Source organism: Streptomyces sp. NPDC012888 (genome assembly GCF_042900645.1).
Lineage (GTDB): Bacteria > Actinomycetota > Actinomycetes > Streptomycetales > Streptomycetaceae > Streptomyces.
Genome location: NZ_JBIBBM010000001.1, coordinates 401,013 through 416,667, shown reverse-complemented (window position 1 = coordinate 416,667; position 15,655 = coordinate 401,013). Strand labels below are relative to the sequence as shown.

Here is a 15,655-nt window from a genome sequence, read left to right as displayed (position 1 = left end):
GTGGGGCCGGCGTCAGTCGCGGAAGCCGGTCCAGGCGGGGCGGCGCGGGTCGTCGGCCCGGACCACGGTGTCGGCCACGCCGGCCGGGTCGGTCTCCGCCTCGTAACGCGCGAAGGCGGGGAGGGTCCAGTGCTGCTCCCGGGCCGTGCGGCGGGCCAGGGCGGCGGGTGAGAGCCGGATGTGCACGCCGAGGTCGAAGGGGAACCAGTGGCCCAGCAGCAGGGGGCCGTGCAGGACCAGCACGCCGCCGGGCGGGAGGGGCACGTAGGGGCTGCGGGTGGCGCGGTCGGTGGCCGGGTCCCACAGGTCGGGCAGGACCAGGCCGGTGCCGCCGGGTTCGAGCGGCCCGAACACCTCGCGCCAGAGCGCGGCCGTGTCGTACCAGCCGTGGAGGTAGCCGTCGACGTCCTCCCGGCCGTGTTCGTAGCGGAGCGAGGCCGGCCGGAGGAACCCCTCGGCGGCGACGGTGAGGACCGAACGCCCGCGCAGCCGCAGGGCTTCGGCGAGGAGCCCGGCCAGTGCCCCGGTGCCGGCGGCGGGGGCGCCGTCCACCGCGGCCCGCAAGCGGCCGCCGGGGGCGGCGGGTCCGCCGTCCGGGCCGTCCGGGAGGCCGTCGAGCCGGTCGGCGAGACGTTCGGCCAGCCGTTCCCAGGTGATCGCTTCGAGTTGCCGCACGGGCCCATTGTCAGTGGCGGGTCCTAGCGTTTTCCACGAGGGATCACCGGCGGGAAAGAGCCGTCGGGTTCCGGCCTGGGGAGGGGTCTGTCATGGCACGCGAGACGACGTATCTGGAGCTGTCGCAGGACGGCGGGGGCGCCCACAAGTTCTACGAGGTCACCGTGGACGGTACCGAGGTCGCGGTGCGGTACGGCCGCATCGGCGCCTCCGGGCAGCTGCAGAACTCCTCGTTCCCGACGGCGGAGAAGGCGCGGGCCGCGGCCGCGAAGAAGATCGGCGAGAAGGTCCGCAAGGGGTACGCGCCGGCGGTGCCGGGGCAGCGGGCGGCGCGTGCGGTGACCCGTCGCCAGGTGGCCTCGGCCCCGTCGACGGCGCGGGCGACGGCCCCGGTCCTGTGGAGGTTCCGTACCGGCGCGTCGGCGTTCGGCATCCACGTGGACGAGGACCGCTGCTGGGTCGGCAACCAGGCGGGAGACGTGTACACGCTGAGCCACGGCGGTGAGGTGCTGGCCCGCTACTCCCTGCCGGACGGGGTGAAGTGCCTGGTCGCGGACGAGTTCTGGATATACGCGGGCTGTGACGACGGCACGGTGTACGACCTCTCGGCGAAGGTCCCGTTCGGGGCCTACGACATCGCCCCCGACGTGGACATCTTCTGGCTGGACATCCACGAGGGCGTGCTGAGCGTCTCGGACGCGCAGGGCGGGCTGACCGTCATCGACCACGAGGAGGAGTTCCAGTGGTCCCGGAAGTCCGCCGGCAGCAACGCCTGGATGGTGCGGGCGGACGAGCGTGCCGTGTACCACGGGCACACGGGCGGGGTGACGGCGTACGCGGCCGACGGCGGCCGCGAGCTGTGGCACACGCCGACCAACGGCGGGGTGCTGTTCGGCTGGCAGGAGCAGGACGCCGTGTTCGCGGGGACCGGACGCAACGTGGTGCAGCGGCTGTCGAAGGCGACGGGCGCGGTCGAGGCCTCGTTCCGCTGTGACGCGGCGGTGTACTCGTGCGCGACCTCCCCGGACGGGCGGCACGTCTTCGCCGGAGACTCCAGCTCCTCGGTGTACTGCTTCGACGCGGACGGGCGGCGGCTGTGGAAGCTGGGCACCGGCGGGGGTTCCGCGCTGTCCATGCAGTACCTGGACGAGCGGCTGTACCTGGTCACCACCGACGGGTCGCTGGTGTGCGTGGACGCGAGCGGGACGGCGATCGCCGCGGCCCAGCAGGGCGACGTCCCGACCGCGGTGGACGTGAAGTCCGCGGCGGCGCTGCCGGTCTACACCCCGGCGCGGTCGGCGGCCGCGGTGGCCACCGTGGCGGTGGCCGCGGTCCCGGCCGGCGGTGTGGTGGTGGAGTGCTTCCAGCAGGGCGGCCGGCTGCGGGTGCAGGTGGTCTCGGACGGCTACGAGCCGGGCTGGAACGTGCAGTTCCCGCGCGGCATCCGGGAGGCCGGGGCGCGGTACGTGGTGGACGGGCTGCACGCGGCCTCGGGCGGGTTCTACCGGGTGCGCGGGGAGATACGCCGGCTGGTGTGAGTCCGGGGCGGTCCGGGCCGGGCGGGAGTCCGGGCGCAGCAGGGGGGCTCGGCGGGGACGGTCAGCGTGCCGTCCGCGGGGCGGGCGTAGGCGACCTCCAGGACGACGGGCACGGGGCCGTGGTTGTGCCCGTTGTGGACGCGGTCGCGGCCCGCCGCCTCGACGAACAGCGTGCCGGGCGGGCTGACTTCGACGGTTCCGTCGTGCAGCGTCCTGGTCAGCGTGCCGGAACGGACGACGGCCAGGATGGGGACCGGGTGGTAGTGCCATCCGGTGGACTCGCCCGGCGGGATCGTGAACTCGTCCAGCACCACGTCCACCGGCCACTGCGTTCTGAGCATGCTCATACCGTAGGAAGAATCCCGGCAGTCTTGGCGGAGTTCGCCAAAACTCCTCCAGCGCTCAGCGCGAGGTGATAAAGGGGCCCTGCAGCGGTATCAACTCCTCATGGAACTCGTGGTGTTCGAGCCGCTGAAGCCGATCCACTGCGCGCGGTGCCGGAGGGGGCCGCTCGCGCACCTGGTGCGGGAGTCCGGTGTGCCCCGGTGCCTGGACTGCGCCGGTCTCGGGCACCTCGTCTACCTTCCGCGCGGCCATGCCGCCCTCACCAGGCGGGCCCGCGCCGGCAGTTCCGTGTCCGCCGTGGTGGTGCGCTTCAACAAGCGGCGCCGGCGCTACGAACGCCAGGGCCTGCTGGTCGAGGAGGGGGCGCTGGCCCGGGCCGAGCGGTCCTGCCTCGCCGACGCCGAGGCGCGGGCCCGCCACCGGGACCGTGCCCGGGCCCGGCGGGCCGCCGAGGACGTCCGGTTCACGGCCGCGTTCGCGGCGGAGGTACTCCGGCTGTTCCCCGGCTGTCCGGCCGGGAGGGCGCAAGCGATCGCGGGCCACGCGTCGGTGCGCGGCAGCGGCCGGGTGGGGCGTACCGCTGCCGGCCGGGCGTTGGACGAGCTGGCCGTCTCGGTGGCCGTGCGGGCCGCAGTCCGGCACGACGACACCGAGTACGACGCGCTCCTGGCGGCCGGGGTGCCCCGGTTCGCGGCCCGGGCCCGGCTGGCTCCGCGGATCGACGCGATCCTGGACGCCTGGCGACGCCCCCCGTCCGCGGCACCCGGCGCGGCCGGCGCCGGCGAGCCCTCGGAGGCGGCCTAGTTCAGCCGGAACCGCCGGTAGAGGAACGCGCCGCCGAGGAGCAGGGCGCCACCGCCGGGCAGCATCCAGCCCATCGCGTCCGCGCCGGTGTGGGCCAGTTCCGAGGTGTCCGGGAGGGACGGGGCGGGCGGCGCGAGCGGGGCCAGAGGGGCGGGAGGGGCCGGAGGGGCGGGCGGTGCGGGCGGTGCGGGCGGGGTCACCGGCCGTACGGTGGCGGGCGGGCGCACCGGCTGCGGTGCGACCGGCGCCGGCCCGTTCACCGACTGGTTGCCCTGCGCCGGGTTGCCGACGCCGACCACGTTGACCGAGTTCCCGCTGAGGTTGACCGGGAGCTTGACCGGCAGTTGGATCCCGTTGCCGGAGAGCACTCCGGGCGAGTCCTTCACCTGGCCTCCGGCGACGGCACCACCGCCCTGACCGCCCGCTGGTTTCGACGGGTTCGCGGACGGCCCCTTGCTGTCGGCGTTCGCGCAGCTGTTGCCCGCCGCGGGGTTGAGCAGTCCGATCACGCTCACGGTGTTCCCGCAGACGTTGACCGGGGTGTGCACCGGGAGCTGCACCAGGTTCCCGGACAGCAGGCCCGGCGACCGCTCGGCCGTCCCGCCCGCCTCCGCGTCGGCGAACGCGAACCCGCCCGCTCCGACGGAGGCCGCACCTCCCACCACCATCGCCGCGATCAAGCCATTCCGACGACCTTGACGCATTGGACTACCCTGCCTTCCGGAGGAGTTCGACGGGCGTTCCACCCGCACCGGAAACAACGCGGTAAACCCATACGGGTTATAGAAGCGGTAGGCATTTCACTCCATCGTGTGCTGGGTACTGCGTACTTCATGACTGATCGCCCGCTGCTCCTGCTCGACGTGGACGGACCGCTCAACCCCTTCCGTTCCCGTCTGCCCGGTCTGCGCGGATACCGCTCCCACCGCATGCACCCCGACGCCTGGACGTCCCGCCAGCGTCCCGGGTCCCGCCGCGCCCGCCGTGGTGTAAGGGTCGCCCTCCACCCGTCGCACGGGCCGCTGTTGAGGGCCCTGCCCTACGAACTGGCCTGGGCCACCACGTGGATGCACCAGGCCAACGCCCTGATCGCGCCGCATGTCGGGCTGCCCACCGACCTGCCGGTCATCGAGTGGCCGGAACTCTTCGCCCGCGATCCGGACGGCCTGTACTGGAAGACCCGGCCCCTCCTCGACTGGGCCGCGGGCCGGCCCTTCGCCTGGGTCGACGACCTGATCACCGACCGGGACGCCGCCTGGGTCCGCGAGCGTCACCCCGCTCCGGCGCTGCTGCTGCGCGTCCACCCCCGGCACGGCCTGCGGGCAAGGGACTTCGCCACCCTCACCGACTGGGCCCGGCGGCTGTAGGGCCCGCGCCCGCGGCCGGCCGGCCGAGGGCCGCGAGGGGGTCCGGGGACGGGCGGCCGGTGGGCCACCAGTCGGATTCGCCGGGCCGGGACTCGTACGCGTACCAGAGGCCGTCGCGGCCCAGCCGGAGCTGCAGGGCGACCGCCGTCATCCGGTTGCGGTCGGGCCGGAAGGTGCCGAGTCCGGCCGTGAGCAGGAGGGGCCGGGCCCGGTCGAACGGTCCGGCCGGCGGGTCCCAGGGCTCTTCCAGCGTCGCGAGGCCCGCCCGGCCGCCCTGGCGCCAGGCGGCGGCCGCGCGGGCCAGGTCGGTGGTGTTGCGGCCGGTCGCGGCAGCCAGCTCGCGGTAGAGCCGCCGGGCGGTCGCCGTGAGCCCCGAGGTGGGGTGGGCGGCGGCGAGCCGGACCGCGTCCTGCCACGGGGTGAGCCCGGCGAACGGGTCCTCGCCGGTGGTCAGCAGGGCGTACGCCCGGGCGGCGGCGTCCGAGGCGAGCTGGTCCAGGGCCAGCGGATCGGGTGCGCCGGCGCCGCCCGGGTACGGCGGGGGCGCGCCGGGCCCGGCGGGCACCTCCGGCGGCGCGGGCAGCGGCCCGGGGCTGCGGAAGACCGCCGTACGGGCCGGCTCGCCGGGGAACCCGGGGGCCACGGCGGGCTGTTCGCGGGCGGCCAGGGCGGCGTTCCGCCGGGTGAGCTCTTCGGTCAGCTCCCGCTCGCCACGACCGCGCAGCAGCAGGAGCACGAACGGGTCCTCGTCGAGGAGCCGGGCCGCGCGATAGCAGAGCGCGGCCGCGTGCTTGCAGGGCGGCCGCCCGGAGTCGGGGCAGGAGCAGTGCGGGAGGAGTTCGCCCGGGCCGGGCAGGATCCGGTCCGCCAGGCTGCGCGGGACCTCCCGCTCGACCAGCGCGGCGAGCGCCGCCGGGTCGGCCGCGAGGGAGCCGAGCAGGTCGGTCCACTCGGGGTCGGCGAAGGTGCCCAGGGTCAGTTCGGTGCGGTACGGGCGGGGCCGGCTGCCCCGGACGTAGGCGACGATCCGGCCGGGGGTGACGGTGATCGAGTCGACCCTCCCCGATTCGGCGTACGCGCGGCCGCGGTCGAGCCGGGCGCTGTCCGGGGCGAGTTCCTCCAGCGCGGTGGTCCAGGCGCGGCCCCACCAGGTGGTGGGGCCGGCGCCCGCCGGCGGTTCGGCGAAGGTGCGGCGGCGGTCGTCCCGCGCGGTGATCATGCGGTCCTCCGCAGCGAGACGAGGTCGGCCAGTTCCCGGTCGGTGAGTTCGGTCAGCGCGGCCTCCCCGGAGCCGAGGACGGCGTCGGCGAGGGCCTGCTTGGTCCGGAGCATCTCCGCGATGCGGTCCTCGACGGTGCCCTCGGTGACGATCCGGTGGACCTGCACCGGCCGGGTCTGGCCGATCCGGTACGCCCGGTCGGTGGCCTGCGCCTCCACGGCCGGGTTCCACCAGCGGTCGAAGTGGACGACGTGGTCGGCCCGGGTCAGGTTGAGTCCGGTGCCCGCCGCCTTGAGGGACAGCAGGAACACGGGCACCCGGCCGTCCTGGAACCGCCGGACCATGTCCTCCCGGCGGTCCACCGGGGTGCCGCCGTGCAGCAGCTGCACGGGGACGCCCCGGCCGGCGAGGTGCCGCTCCAGGATCCTGGCCATCGTCACGTACTGGGTGAAGACCAGCGCCGCCCCGCCCTCCGCGAGGATCGTGTCGAGCAGCTCGTCGAGCAGGGCGAGCTTTCCGGAGCGGTGCGGGATGCGCGGCTGCTCCTCCCGCAGGTACTGGGCGGGGTGGTTGCAGATCTGCTTGAGGGAGCCCAGCAGTTTCATGATCATGCCGCGGCGGGCGATGCCCTCGCTGCCCTCGATCACCGCCAGGGCCTCGTCCACGGCCGCCTGGTAGAGGGAGGCCTGTTCCCGCGTCAGGGAGACCGGGTGGTCCGTCTCCGTCTTCGGCGGCAGTTCCGGCGCGATACCCGGGTCGGACTTCTTCCGCCGGAGCAGGAAGGGCCGCACCAGCGCGGCCAGCCGGGCCACCGCCTCCTCGTTGCCCGCCTCGGGTTCCTGCTGCTGCTGTTCCACGGCGCGGGCGTGCCGGGCGCGGAAGGCGGGCAGCGGGCCGAGCAGGCCGGGCGTGGTCCAGTCGAGGATCGCCCACAGCTCGGAGAGGTTGTTCTCCACCGGTGTGCCGGTCAGGGCGACACGGGCGGGCGCGGGGATGGCGCGCAGGGCGCGGGCGGTCGCCGAGTGCGGGTTCTTGACGTGCTGGGCCTCGTCCGCGACGACCATCCCCCACGGCTGTCCGGCCAGGCGGTCGGCTCCCGCGCGCATGGTCCCGTACGTGGTGAGCACGAAGCCGCCGGTGACGCCGTCCAGGGAGCGGCCGGGGCCGTGGAACCGGCGGACGGGGACGCCGGGGGCGAAGCGTTCGACCTCCCGCTGCCAGTTGCCCAGCAGCGAGGCCGGACACACCACGAGGGTGGGGGCGGGGTGGTCGCGGTGCAGGTGGAGGGCGATCAGCTGGACGGTCTTGCCCAGGCCCATGTCATCGGCGAGGCAGCCGCCGAGCCCGAGGGAGGTCATGCGGTCGAGCCAGGCCAGGCCGCGCGCCTGGTAGTCGCGCAGGACGGCCTGGAGGCCGGGGGGCGCGGGCAGCGGCCGGAGTTCGCCGGCGAGCCGGTCGCGGAGCGCGGCCAGTGCGCCGGCGGGGACCACGGGTACGGGTTCCGGTTCGCCGGGGGTCTCGACGGTGCCGGTGAGCGCGGCGGCCAGCGCGTCCACCGGGTCGAGCAGCCCGAGCTCGCGGCGGCGGGCCTTGCGCACGAGGGCGGGGTCGACCCGCACCCACTGGTCGCGCAGCCGCACCACCGGGCGGTGGGCCTGGGCGAGGGCGTCCATCTCCCCCGGGGTGAGGCGGTCCCCGCCGAGGGCGATCTCCCAGGAGAAGGAGAACAGTCCGGCCGCGTCGAAGAAGGGCGTGCCGTCGGTGGCGGAGCCGGGGGCGGCCGACCGCACGACGGCCGTCGCGGTGAGCGTGCGGGCGAGCTCGCGCGGCCAGTGGACCACGACGCCGGCGGCGGCGAGCCGGGGCGCGGCGCTGCCGAGGAGGTCCTCCAGTTCGGGATCGGACAGCGCCAGTACGTCCGGCACCGGCTGGTCCAGCAGCCGGTTCAGCGGCGGCCAGACCCGGGCGGCGCGGCGCAGCGCGAGTACGGCCTGCACGCGGGCGCGGGGCCCGAAGCCGGAGGAGGCGGCGCCCGCCCACAGGTCGGCGGCGTCGGTGACGAGGGTGGGGTCGGCGAGGCTGTGGAGCTGGACGACGGCGGCGCCGGCGTTCCGCGCGTCCCCCTCCTCCGGTTCGCCGGGTTCCGTTCCGCGGTCGAACAGCCGGTACGCGGACAGGTCGAGCCGCAGCGACAGGCCGACCCCGGTGTCGGAGCCGGCGGCGACCTCGGCGGCCCAGTCCCGCAGGGCGGGTACGTGCTGCGGCCCCGCCGCCGCGAAGGGCCGGCCGGCGGCGACCGGTGCGGCCGGGGTGCGCGGGAGGGTGTCCGCGACCGCGTCGAAGAAGGCCTGCACCAGGGCCTCGGGGCGCGGCAGGGACAGCGGGCGGCGGCCCGGCAGCGGGACGGCGTGCCCCTCGTACGGCAGGGCGGCCGCGACGGCGCGGAGCCGCGCCACGTCCTCGGCGTCCAGCGGGCCGGCCCGCCAGGCGTCGGTGCCGTCGGGGGTGACGCCGGGCAGCAGTCGGCCGCGCGCGACCAGCCCGAGCGCTTGCCGGGCGGCGGTCCCCCAGCAGCGGGTGGCGGGGTGCGCGGCGGGGTCGGCGGGGGCCGCGGCGAGGACGGGCAGCGCCTCGGCGAGGGTCAGGGCGACGGTGGGCACGACCCGGCTGCGGACGGCGCCGGCACCGTGCGGGCGGACCACGGTCACGCTGCCGGGGGTGCCGGTGCCCTCGGGGAGGGGGTGGCCGTCGGGGGCCCAGAACACCACCTGGCCCTGGCGCGGCGCGGGGCCGGGCAGGAACATCGCGGCGTGGCGCCGCAGGGGGGCGGCGTCCGCCGGTGGTGCCGTAGCCATGCCGCCGAGTCTAGACACGCCGACTGACACCCCGGCCCGGCCGGCCCGGAGCCCCGCCCACGCGCCTGGGCGCCGCCCGGCGAGGCCGAAAGTGCCGGGCCACCGCCCGAAACGGGGCCGCACGGCCAAGCCCGAGCTGGGGGCACCTCCCAGCGGTAGCTGGGGGACGCTTGAGCGGGCCCAGCCGGAGCTCCGCCCAAACACGCGGGGCTCCGCCCCACACCCTCCCCCGGACTCCGTCCGGGGGGACGCCCACGCCTCAAGCGCCGGCGGGGCTGGGTCTCCCGCCCGACACGGGCCTGCCGGGCGGAGCACCCGCCGGGCGGGAAGGCGCGGGGCGGCATCTCAAGCCCGAGCGGCGATTGAGCGGGCCCGACCGGAGCTCCGGGGGGGCGCGGCGTCACCGCCCGGGTCAGTCCGTGGACCAGCGGTTGCGTTCCGGGGCGTAGCCGTACTCGGGGCGGCCGCCGGTCGGGGCCGTGCGCAGGGCGCGGCCCTGGTCGTCGATGCGGGTCACGCCCGGCCCCGCCGGGCCGGTCCAGTGCAGCTCGGCGTACCAGTCGCACGCGCACCCCGTCGTGGTCGCGTCGATCCGCAGGACCACCGGGTCGTCCGCGGAGGCCCGCAGGGGGAACACCGCGGCCGGTACCTTCCGCTCCCCGTCGTGGCCCGGCACCGGCCGCGCCACCGGCCGCGGGGCGTCGAGGTTCACCGCGAACGCCGCCGGGGTGATCGCGCCGCCGCAGCCCTGCGACATCTGGTAGACGTTCCACCGCAACGGCGCCCGCCGGGCCGTGACCCGCACCTCCAGGTCCTGGAGGACCACCGCTCCCGCTCCGGTCCCGTGCACCGTCACCTCCACGATCTGCCGCCCCGCGTGCACCGCCTGCTGCGCCGCGGCCCACCCCGGCGCGTCCGCCTCGACGGGGGGCGGCGGCACCGTGCCCGGAGCCCTCGGGGACAGGTAGGCGTGCTCGCAGCCGTGTGCCCATACGTGTGTGCGTACGGCGGCACGGAGCGGCACCGGCCTCGGTGAGGGTGTGGGGGAGGGCGGGGACGAGGACGACGGCGTCGGGGGCGAGGAAGAGGGCGATGGCGACGTGTTGGGGGTCGGCGTCGGTGGGGGCGGGCTCGTGGTGGGGCCCGCGTGGCCCGGGGGTGTGCCGCCCGGGGGCGGGGTGGTGGCGGTGGCGGCGGGGCGGGGTGGCGGGTCGGTCAGGGTCACGGCGGCCGTGGCCGTGATCGCGGCCAGCGTCGCGGCGACGGCCACGGCCGCGGCGACCAGACCGCGCCGACCCCGGTACCAGGCCACCGGAACCCCCGGCCCCGAGTCCGGCTCCGGCCCCGGCCCCGGCTGAAGCCCCGGCTCCGGGTCCGGCTGGGGCACGGGCCCCGGCCCCGCGTGCGGCTGGGGCTCGGGCCCCGGCTCCGGCTCCGGCTCCGGCTGAGGCTCCGGCCCCGGCTCCGGCTGAGGCCCCGGCTCGGCCTGGGGCTCAGGCTCCGGCTCCCGCCGGGGCCCGGGCCCCGCGGCTGCCGGTCCGCGGCGTCGCGCGTCCGCGAGGAGCCAGGCCCGATGCAGTTCCACCGCCTCCGCCGGCGAGGCCCCGCAGGCCCGGGCGAACCGCTCCACCGCCGCGAACTCCGCGGGCACCGCCGTCCCGTTGCAGTACCGGTGCAGCGTCGACGTGCTGGTGTGCAGCTTGCGCGCCAGCGCCCCGTAGCTCAGACCGGACCGGTCCTTCAGTTCCCGCATCAGCCGCGCGAACGTCTCCGTCTCGCCCACGGCCCCTCCCCGTCCCCGACTCCGGTGTCCCGTACCGCCGTTCCAGGCACGAGGCGTTCCCCCAGGTGGGGGCTGGTACGGCCGTTCCAGTGTCCCGGATCCGCCGGGATCCGTCGTCCGGCGACCCGCTCCGGGACATGCTCTTCACGGAAGACGTCACACGCAACGAACGGGGAGATCCACATGCTCAAGCACATCGGCGCCACCCTGGCCGCCGCGCTCGCGGCCACCGCCGCGCTCACGCTGACCGCCTCGGCGGCCGCACCGGCCGCACCGGCCGCCACCGCAGCCGCCGCACCCGGGTTCCTCAACGCCCGCGACCTGCCGCCCCACCCCACCTCGCCCTGGTTCGCGGGTCCGGTCACCAAGGGCCTGCCGGAGTTCCCGGGGCTGTGCCTGGAGGGCGGCGCGCTGCCCGCCGCCGGCGCGTGGCACCGGTCCTTCGGTACCGAGTACGACACCGGCGCCGACCAGATCTCGGTGCGCGCCTCCTCCGACGCGGCGGCCGCGAAGCTCGCCGCCGCCCTGGAGCGCAGGCTGGCCGGCTGCGCGGCGGACTGGCTGCGCGCGCACCCCGGCGGCACGGCGTCCTGGCAGGACTACGGCCGGATCAAGGTCGAGGAGGGCGCCCACGTGTACGGGGTGCACACCTCGCTCCCGGAGTCGGAGCCCGGCGTGCACCTGTTCGGCGTGGGCCGGGACGGGCGGACGGTGACCGTCGTGCGGTGGGGCCAGATGGGCCACCTCGGCGACGCCCCGGTGCCCGCCTTCAAGCGGACCACCACCATCGCCGTGAACCGGCTCGCCCCGTAACGGCGCGGCTTCCCGGCCGCACGGTGGGAGCATGGGAGGAGAGGGGGGCCGAGCGAGGTCGGGAAGGCGGGGCGGGGCGAGCGAGGCGAGGCGAGGTCCATGCGTTCCGGTAACGAGCCGGTGACCGCCCGCAGCCCGCTGCGGCTGCGGTTCTGGCTCGGTGTGTGGGGGCTGATCTGGGCCGTCGGCGGGGCGGTCGTGTTCTCGCTGGCGGGCCGCTCGGGCTGGGCGGCCGCCTGCGCGGTGCTCGCCGTGATCGTGGTGGTGGACCTGGTCATGGTGGTGCGGCACATGCGGCAGGGGCCGCACTACCAGCCGGGCCGTGACGTCCCGCCCTACGAGCCGCCCCGGCCCTGAGGTCCGGCAGGGGGCTCCCCGGCCGACCCCTCGTCGAACCGTGCGGCCCGCAGGTACTCCGGGTTCGGGTCCAGGGCGGCGGCGAGCCGGAAGTGCCTGCGGGCGGGGCCGGGGCGTCCCGCGCGCTGGTGCGTGCGGGCCAGCGCGAAGTGCGCGAACGCGTTGTCCGGCTCGCGTTCCAGCACGAGCTCGAACTCGAGCTGCGCCGGGCGCAGTTGGGCGGCGGCGAAGAACGCCCGGGCGCGCAGCAGCCGGGCCGCGGTGTTCTCCGGGTGGGCGGCTATCACCGGGTCGAGCAGCCGCACCGCACCGCGCGGGTCTCGCGCCGCGAGCAGCTGCTCGGCCGCGCGGTAGCCGATCACGTGCGTCTCGGGGCTGTTCCCACTGCTTCCGGCCACGGTGTTCCTCTTCCCTCCGGGGAGGTGCTCCACTCCCCGGCCCCGCGCCTAGGGGGTGTTCCGGGCGGCGCGCGCCCGTTCGGTGAGCTGCTCCCACACCTTGCGGACCTGGGGCTCCAGTGCCTCCAGCGGCCCGTCGTTGTCGATCACCAGGGTGGCCACGGCCAGCCGCTGCTCGCGGGTCGCCTGGGCCGCCATCCGGGCCCGCGCCTCGTCCTCGGCCATCCCGCGCAGCGCGGTCAGCCGGGACAGCTGGGTCTCCGGTGCGGCGTCCACGACGACCACCAGGTCGTACAGGGGCGCGAGGCCGTTCTCCGTCAGCAGCGGTACGTCGTGCACGACGATCGCGTCGGGTCCCGCGGCGGCCTCCAGCTCGGCCGAACGGGCTCCTACCAGCGGGTGCACGATGGCGTTGAGCACCGCGAGCTTCGCCGGGTCGGCGAAGACGATCGCGCCCAGCCCGGGCCGGTCCAGTTCGCCGGAGGGGGTCAGCACCCGCTCCCCGAAGGCCTCGACCACGGCCGCCAGGCCGGGAGTGCCCGGTTCGACCACCTCGCGCGCGATGCGGTCCGCGTCGACGACGACCGCCCCGTACCCCGCCAGCAGCCGCGAGACCTCGCTCTTGCCGGCTCCGATTCCGCCCGTCAGGCCCACTTTCAGCATGGGCCGCAGCTTAACGGTCCGCTACGCCTCGCCCTCGCGCTCCGCCAGGAAGCGCTCGAACTCCCGCCCGATCTCGTCCGCCGACGGGATCTCCGCCGGCTCGGCGATCATGTTGCCGCGCGTCTCGGCCCCGGCGGCCGCGTCGTACTGGTGCTCGAGCCCCTGCACCAGGGCGACCAGTTCCTCGTCCCCCTCCCGGATCTGGCGGTCGATCTCGGTCTGGGTGCGGTGCGCCTCGGTGCGCAGGGCGTGCGCCACGGCGGGCAGGACCAGCCCGGTGGCCGCGGTGATGGCTTCCAGGGCGGTCAGCGCGGCGTCCGGGTACGGGGAGCGGGCCACGTAGTGCGGGACGTGCGCCGCCACGCCCAGCACGTCGTGCCCGGCCTGGCCGAGCCGGAACTCGAGCAGCGACTCGGCGCTGCCGGGGACCTGGGCCTCCTCGAAGGGGCTGCGGTGTCCGGGCATGAGGTCGGTGCGGTTGCCGTGCGGGGTGATGCCGACGGGGCGGGTGTGCGGGACGCCCATCGGGATGCCGTGGAAGTTCACGGACAGCCGGACGCCGAGCCGCTCCACGATCTGCCGCACGGCGGCCGCGAACCGCTCCCACTCCACGTCCGGTTCGGGGCCGGACAGGAGCAGGAAGGGCGCTCCCGTGGCGTCCTGGACGAGCCGGACCTCCAGCTTGGGGGCGTCGAACCCGGTCCAGTGGTCCCGTACGAAGGTCAGCAGCGGCCGGCGGGCCCGGTAGTCCACCAGCCGGTCCGCGTCGAAGGTGGCCACCACCTGGTGGGGCAGGGTGTCGAGGAGCCGCTCGACGATCTGCTCCCCGGTGTCCCCGGCGTCGATGTAGCCCTCGAAGTGGTACAGCATGACCAGTCCGGCCGAGTCCTGGGCGAGCGCCAGGTCGACCACCGCCAGGCCCTTTGCGTCCCATTCGTACAAACCCTGTGGATCAAGCACTGTCACCGCTCCTCCTCGCCGCGTGTTCCATGAGGGGGAACGAGCAACGGCGGCCCACCATTCCCCGGTTGGCGCACCGGACATGAATGCGTCACGAAAGCCGGAGGCGGTCGAACGCGGAAGGCCCGCCCCCCGGAGGGGACGGGCCTTACCGTTTCAGCTCGGTTCACGCCGAGGCGTGAGGTGGCTGCGCCGTGATCAGCTCTGGCCGCCGGCCAGCTTCTCGCGGAGCGCGGCCAGGGCCTCGTCCGAGGCCAGGGCGCCGGCGTTGTCGTCCGACTCCGAGGAGTACGAACCACCGGAGATGCCCGCACCGGCGTTGCCACCGGCGGCCGGGGCGGCCTCGCCCTCGGCAGCGGCGGCCTCGTCGGCCTCGCGGCTCTTGATGACCTGGGCCTGGTGCTGCTCGAAGCGGACCTGCGCCTCGGCGTACTGGCGCTCCCACTCCTCGCGCTGCTTCTCGAAGCCGGGCAGCCAGTCGTTGGTCTCCGGGTCGAAGCCCTCGGGGTAGATGTAGTTGCCCTGGTCGTCGTAGGACGCGGCCATGCCGTACAGGGTCGGGTCGAACTCGACCGACGCCGGGTCGGCACCGAAGGACTCGTTGGCCTGCTTCAGGGACAGCGAGATCCGGCGACGCTCGAGGTCGATGTCGATGACCTTGACGAAGATCTCGTCGTTGACCTGGACGACCTGCTCCGGGATCTCCACGTGGCGCTCGGCCAGCTCGGAGATGTGGACCAGACCCTCGATGCCCTCGTCCACGCGGACGAACGCACCGAACGGAACCAGCTTCGTGACCTTACCCGGGACGACCTGGCCGATCTGGTGGGTACGGGCGAACTGCTGCCACGGGTCCTCCTGGGTCGCCTTCAGCGACAGGGAGACGCGCTCGCGGTCCATGTCCACGTCGAGGACCTCGACGGTGACTTCCTGACCGACCTCGACGACCTCGGACGGGTGGTCGATGTGCTTCCAGGACAGCTCGGAGACGTGGACCAGACCGTCGACGCCACCCAGGTCCACGAAGGCACCGAAGTTGACGATCGAGGACACGACGCCGGAGCGGACCTGACCCTTCTGCAGGGTGGTGAGGAACGTCTGGCGGACCTCGGACTGGGTCTGCTCCAGCCAGGCACGGCGGGACAGGACCACGTTGTTGCGGTTCTTGTCCAGCTCGATGATCTTCGCCTCGAGCTCCTTGCCCACGTAGGGCTGGAGGTCGCGGACACGGCGCATCTCGACCAGGGAGGCCGGGAGGAAGCCGCGGAGGCCGATGTCGAGGATGAGACCACCCTTGACGACCTCGATGACGGTACCGGTGACGATGCCGTCCTCTTCCTTGATCTTCTCGATGGTGCCCCAGGCACGCTCGTACTGGGCGCGCTTCTTCGAGAGGATCAGGCGGCCTTCCTTGTCCTCCTTCTGGAGGACGAGGGCCTCGATCTCGTCGCCGACCTTGACGACCTCGTTCGGGTCGACGTCGTGCTTGATCGAGAGCTCACGGCTCGGGATGACGCCTTCGGTCTTGTAACCGATGTCGAGCAGGACCTCGTCCCGGTCGACCTTCACGATGACGCCGTCGACGATGTCGCCGTCGTTGAAGTACTTGATCGTCTCGTCGATCGCGGCGAGGAAGGCTTCCTCGTTACCGATGTCGTTGACCGCAACCTGCGGAATGGTGGCGGTGGTCTCGGTGCTGCTCGTCATGTGGGAAAGGGCTCCGGTTACGGACAGAAGGTCGTAGGTACTGCTACGCCGGGAGCCCTTATCGCCTCTGATACGCCGGACAGCCAAGGAGACCCACTCCGTCCGGGGACGGTCCGGGCCTCGACAACCGAGGGGACTGCAACAGATGCGAGCGCAGCCTGCTAGGTCTGA

Annotated in this window: 15 protein-coding genes; 5 read left to right on the top strand and 10 right to left on the bottom strand. The window is 74.9% G+C overall.

Annotated elements, in window-relative coordinates:
• Positions 1 to 12: 12 nt before the first annotated feature.
• The gene (locus tag ACFY61_RS01800; protein WP_389465561.1) at positions 13 to 675 is read right to left on the bottom strand and encodes a uridine kinase; all 663 of its coding nucleotides are present in this window, start codon (positions 673 to 675) and stop codon (positions 13 to 15) included.
• A 92-nt stretch (positions 676 to 767) separates the two neighbouring features.
• Here ACFY61_RS01800 and ACFY61_RS01795 point away from each other — a divergent pair, with 92 nt between their 5' ends.
• Complete coding sequence (locus ACFY61_RS01795; RefSeq protein ID WP_389465559.1) at positions 768 to 2,213, top strand: WGR domain-containing protein; 1,446 nt, start codon at positions 768 to 770, stop codon at positions 2,211 to 2,213.
• Here the strand turns inward: ACFY61_RS01795 and ACFY61_RS01790 are convergent.
• Positions 2,177 to 2,554 carry a cupin domain-containing protein gene (locus ACFY61_RS01790; protein ID WP_389465556.1) on the bottom strand — a complete coding sequence of 126 codons (378 nt, stop codon included), beginning with the start codon at positions 2,552 to 2,554 and terminating at the stop codon, positions 2,177 to 2,179. The two genes, ACFY61_RS01795 and ACFY61_RS01790, sit on opposite strands and share 37 nt — an antisense overlap.
• 106 nt (positions 2,555 to 2,660) lie before the next feature.
• Here ACFY61_RS01790 and ACFY61_RS01785 point away from each other — a divergent pair, with 106 nt between their 5' ends.
• Positions 2,661 to 3,362, top strand: a complete 702-nt coding sequence (locus ACFY61_RS01785; RefSeq protein WP_389465554.1) for a DUF2293 domain-containing protein — start codon at positions 2,661 to 2,663, stop codon at positions 3,360 to 3,362.
• On the opposite strand, the gene ACFY61_RS01780 is transcribed toward ACFY61_RS01785, so the two are convergent.
• Positions 3,359 to 4,042: a chaplin gene (locus ACFY61_RS01780; RefSeq protein WP_389465551.1), complete on the bottom strand. Its 684-nt coding sequence runs from the start codon at positions 4,040 to 4,042 to the stop codon at positions 3,359 to 3,361. The genes ACFY61_RS01785 and ACFY61_RS01780 overlap by 4 nt on opposite strands.
• 153 nt (positions 4,043 to 4,195) lie before the next feature.
• Between ACFY61_RS01780 and ACFY61_RS01775 the strand changes: the two genes are divergently transcribed.
• Positions 4,196 to 4,729 carry a hypothetical protein gene (locus ACFY61_RS01775; RefSeq protein ID WP_389465548.1) on the top strand — a complete coding sequence of 178 codons (534 nt, stop codon included), beginning with the start codon at positions 4,196 to 4,198 and terminating at the stop codon, positions 4,727 to 4,729.
• Here the strand turns inward: ACFY61_RS01775 and ACFY61_RS01770 are convergent.
• The 3 genes from ACFY61_RS01770 to ACFY61_RS01760 form a co-directional block, all read right to left on the bottom strand.
• Positions 4,704 to 5,948 (bottom strand): SWIM zinc finger family protein, encoded by a 1,245-nt coding sequence (locus ACFY61_RS01770; protein WP_389465546.1) that lies wholly within the window; start codon positions 5,946 to 5,948, stop codon positions 4,704 to 4,706. The two genes, ACFY61_RS01775 and ACFY61_RS01770, sit on opposite strands and share 26 nt — an antisense overlap.
• Positions 5,945 to 8,803 (bottom strand): DEAD/DEAH box helicase, encoded by a 2,859-nt coding sequence (locus ACFY61_RS01765; protein WP_389465543.1) that lies wholly within the window; start codon positions 8,801 to 8,803, stop codon positions 5,945 to 5,947. Before ACFY61_RS01765 ends, ACFY61_RS01770 begins: the two co-directional genes overlap by 4 nt.
• Positions 8,804 to 9,215: 412 nt before the next feature.
• A complete protein-coding gene (locus ACFY61_RS01760) occupies positions 9,216 to 10,586 on the bottom strand; it encodes a helix-turn-helix domain-containing protein (protein ID WP_389465540.1) in 1,371 nt (456 codons plus the stop codon).
• A 183-nt stretch (positions 10,587 to 10,769) separates the two neighbouring features.
• Here ACFY61_RS01760 and ACFY61_RS01755 point away from each other — a divergent pair, with 183 nt between their 5' ends.
• Positions 10,770 to 11,399 carry a hypothetical protein gene (locus ACFY61_RS01755; RefSeq protein WP_389465538.1) on the top strand — a complete coding sequence of 210 codons (630 nt, stop codon included), beginning with the start codon at positions 10,770 to 10,772 and terminating at the stop codon, positions 11,397 to 11,399.
• Positions 11,400 to 11,498: 99 nt separating this feature from the next.
• Positions 11,499 to 11,756, top strand: a complete 258-nt coding sequence (locus tag ACFY61_RS01750; RefSeq protein ID WP_389465535.1) for a DUF6343 family protein — start codon at positions 11,499 to 11,501, stop codon at positions 11,754 to 11,756.
• Here the strand turns inward: ACFY61_RS01750 and ACFY61_RS01745 are convergent.
• From ACFY61_RS01745 to rpsA, 4 genes are all read right to left on the bottom strand, one after another.
• Positions 11,735 to 12,154, bottom strand: coding sequence for a tetratricopeptide repeat protein (locus ACFY61_RS01745; protein WP_389465532.1), 420 nt, complete (start codon positions 12,152 to 12,154; stop codon positions 11,735 to 11,737). The genes ACFY61_RS01750 and ACFY61_RS01745 overlap by 22 nt on opposite strands.
• 48 nt (positions 12,155 to 12,202) lie before the next feature.
• Positions 12,203 to 12,817, bottom strand: coding sequence for a dephospho-CoA kinase (gene coaE / locus ACFY61_RS01740; RefSeq protein WP_389465529.1), 615 nt, complete (start codon positions 12,815 to 12,817; stop codon positions 12,203 to 12,205).
• Positions 12,818 to 12,838: 21 nt separating this feature from the next.
• Positions 12,839 to 13,777: a PAC2 family protein gene (locus ACFY61_RS01735; RefSeq protein ID WP_389465925.1), complete on the bottom strand. Its 939-nt coding sequence runs from the start codon at positions 13,775 to 13,777 to the stop codon at positions 12,839 to 12,841.
• Between the two features lie 198 nt (positions 13,778 to 13,975).
• Complete coding sequence (rpsA, locus tag ACFY61_RS01730) at positions 13,976 to 15,484, bottom strand: 30S ribosomal protein S1 (protein ID WP_389465528.1); 1,509 nt, start codon at positions 15,482 to 15,484, stop codon at positions 13,976 to 13,978.
• Positions 15,485 to 15,655 lie beyond the last annotated feature (171 nt).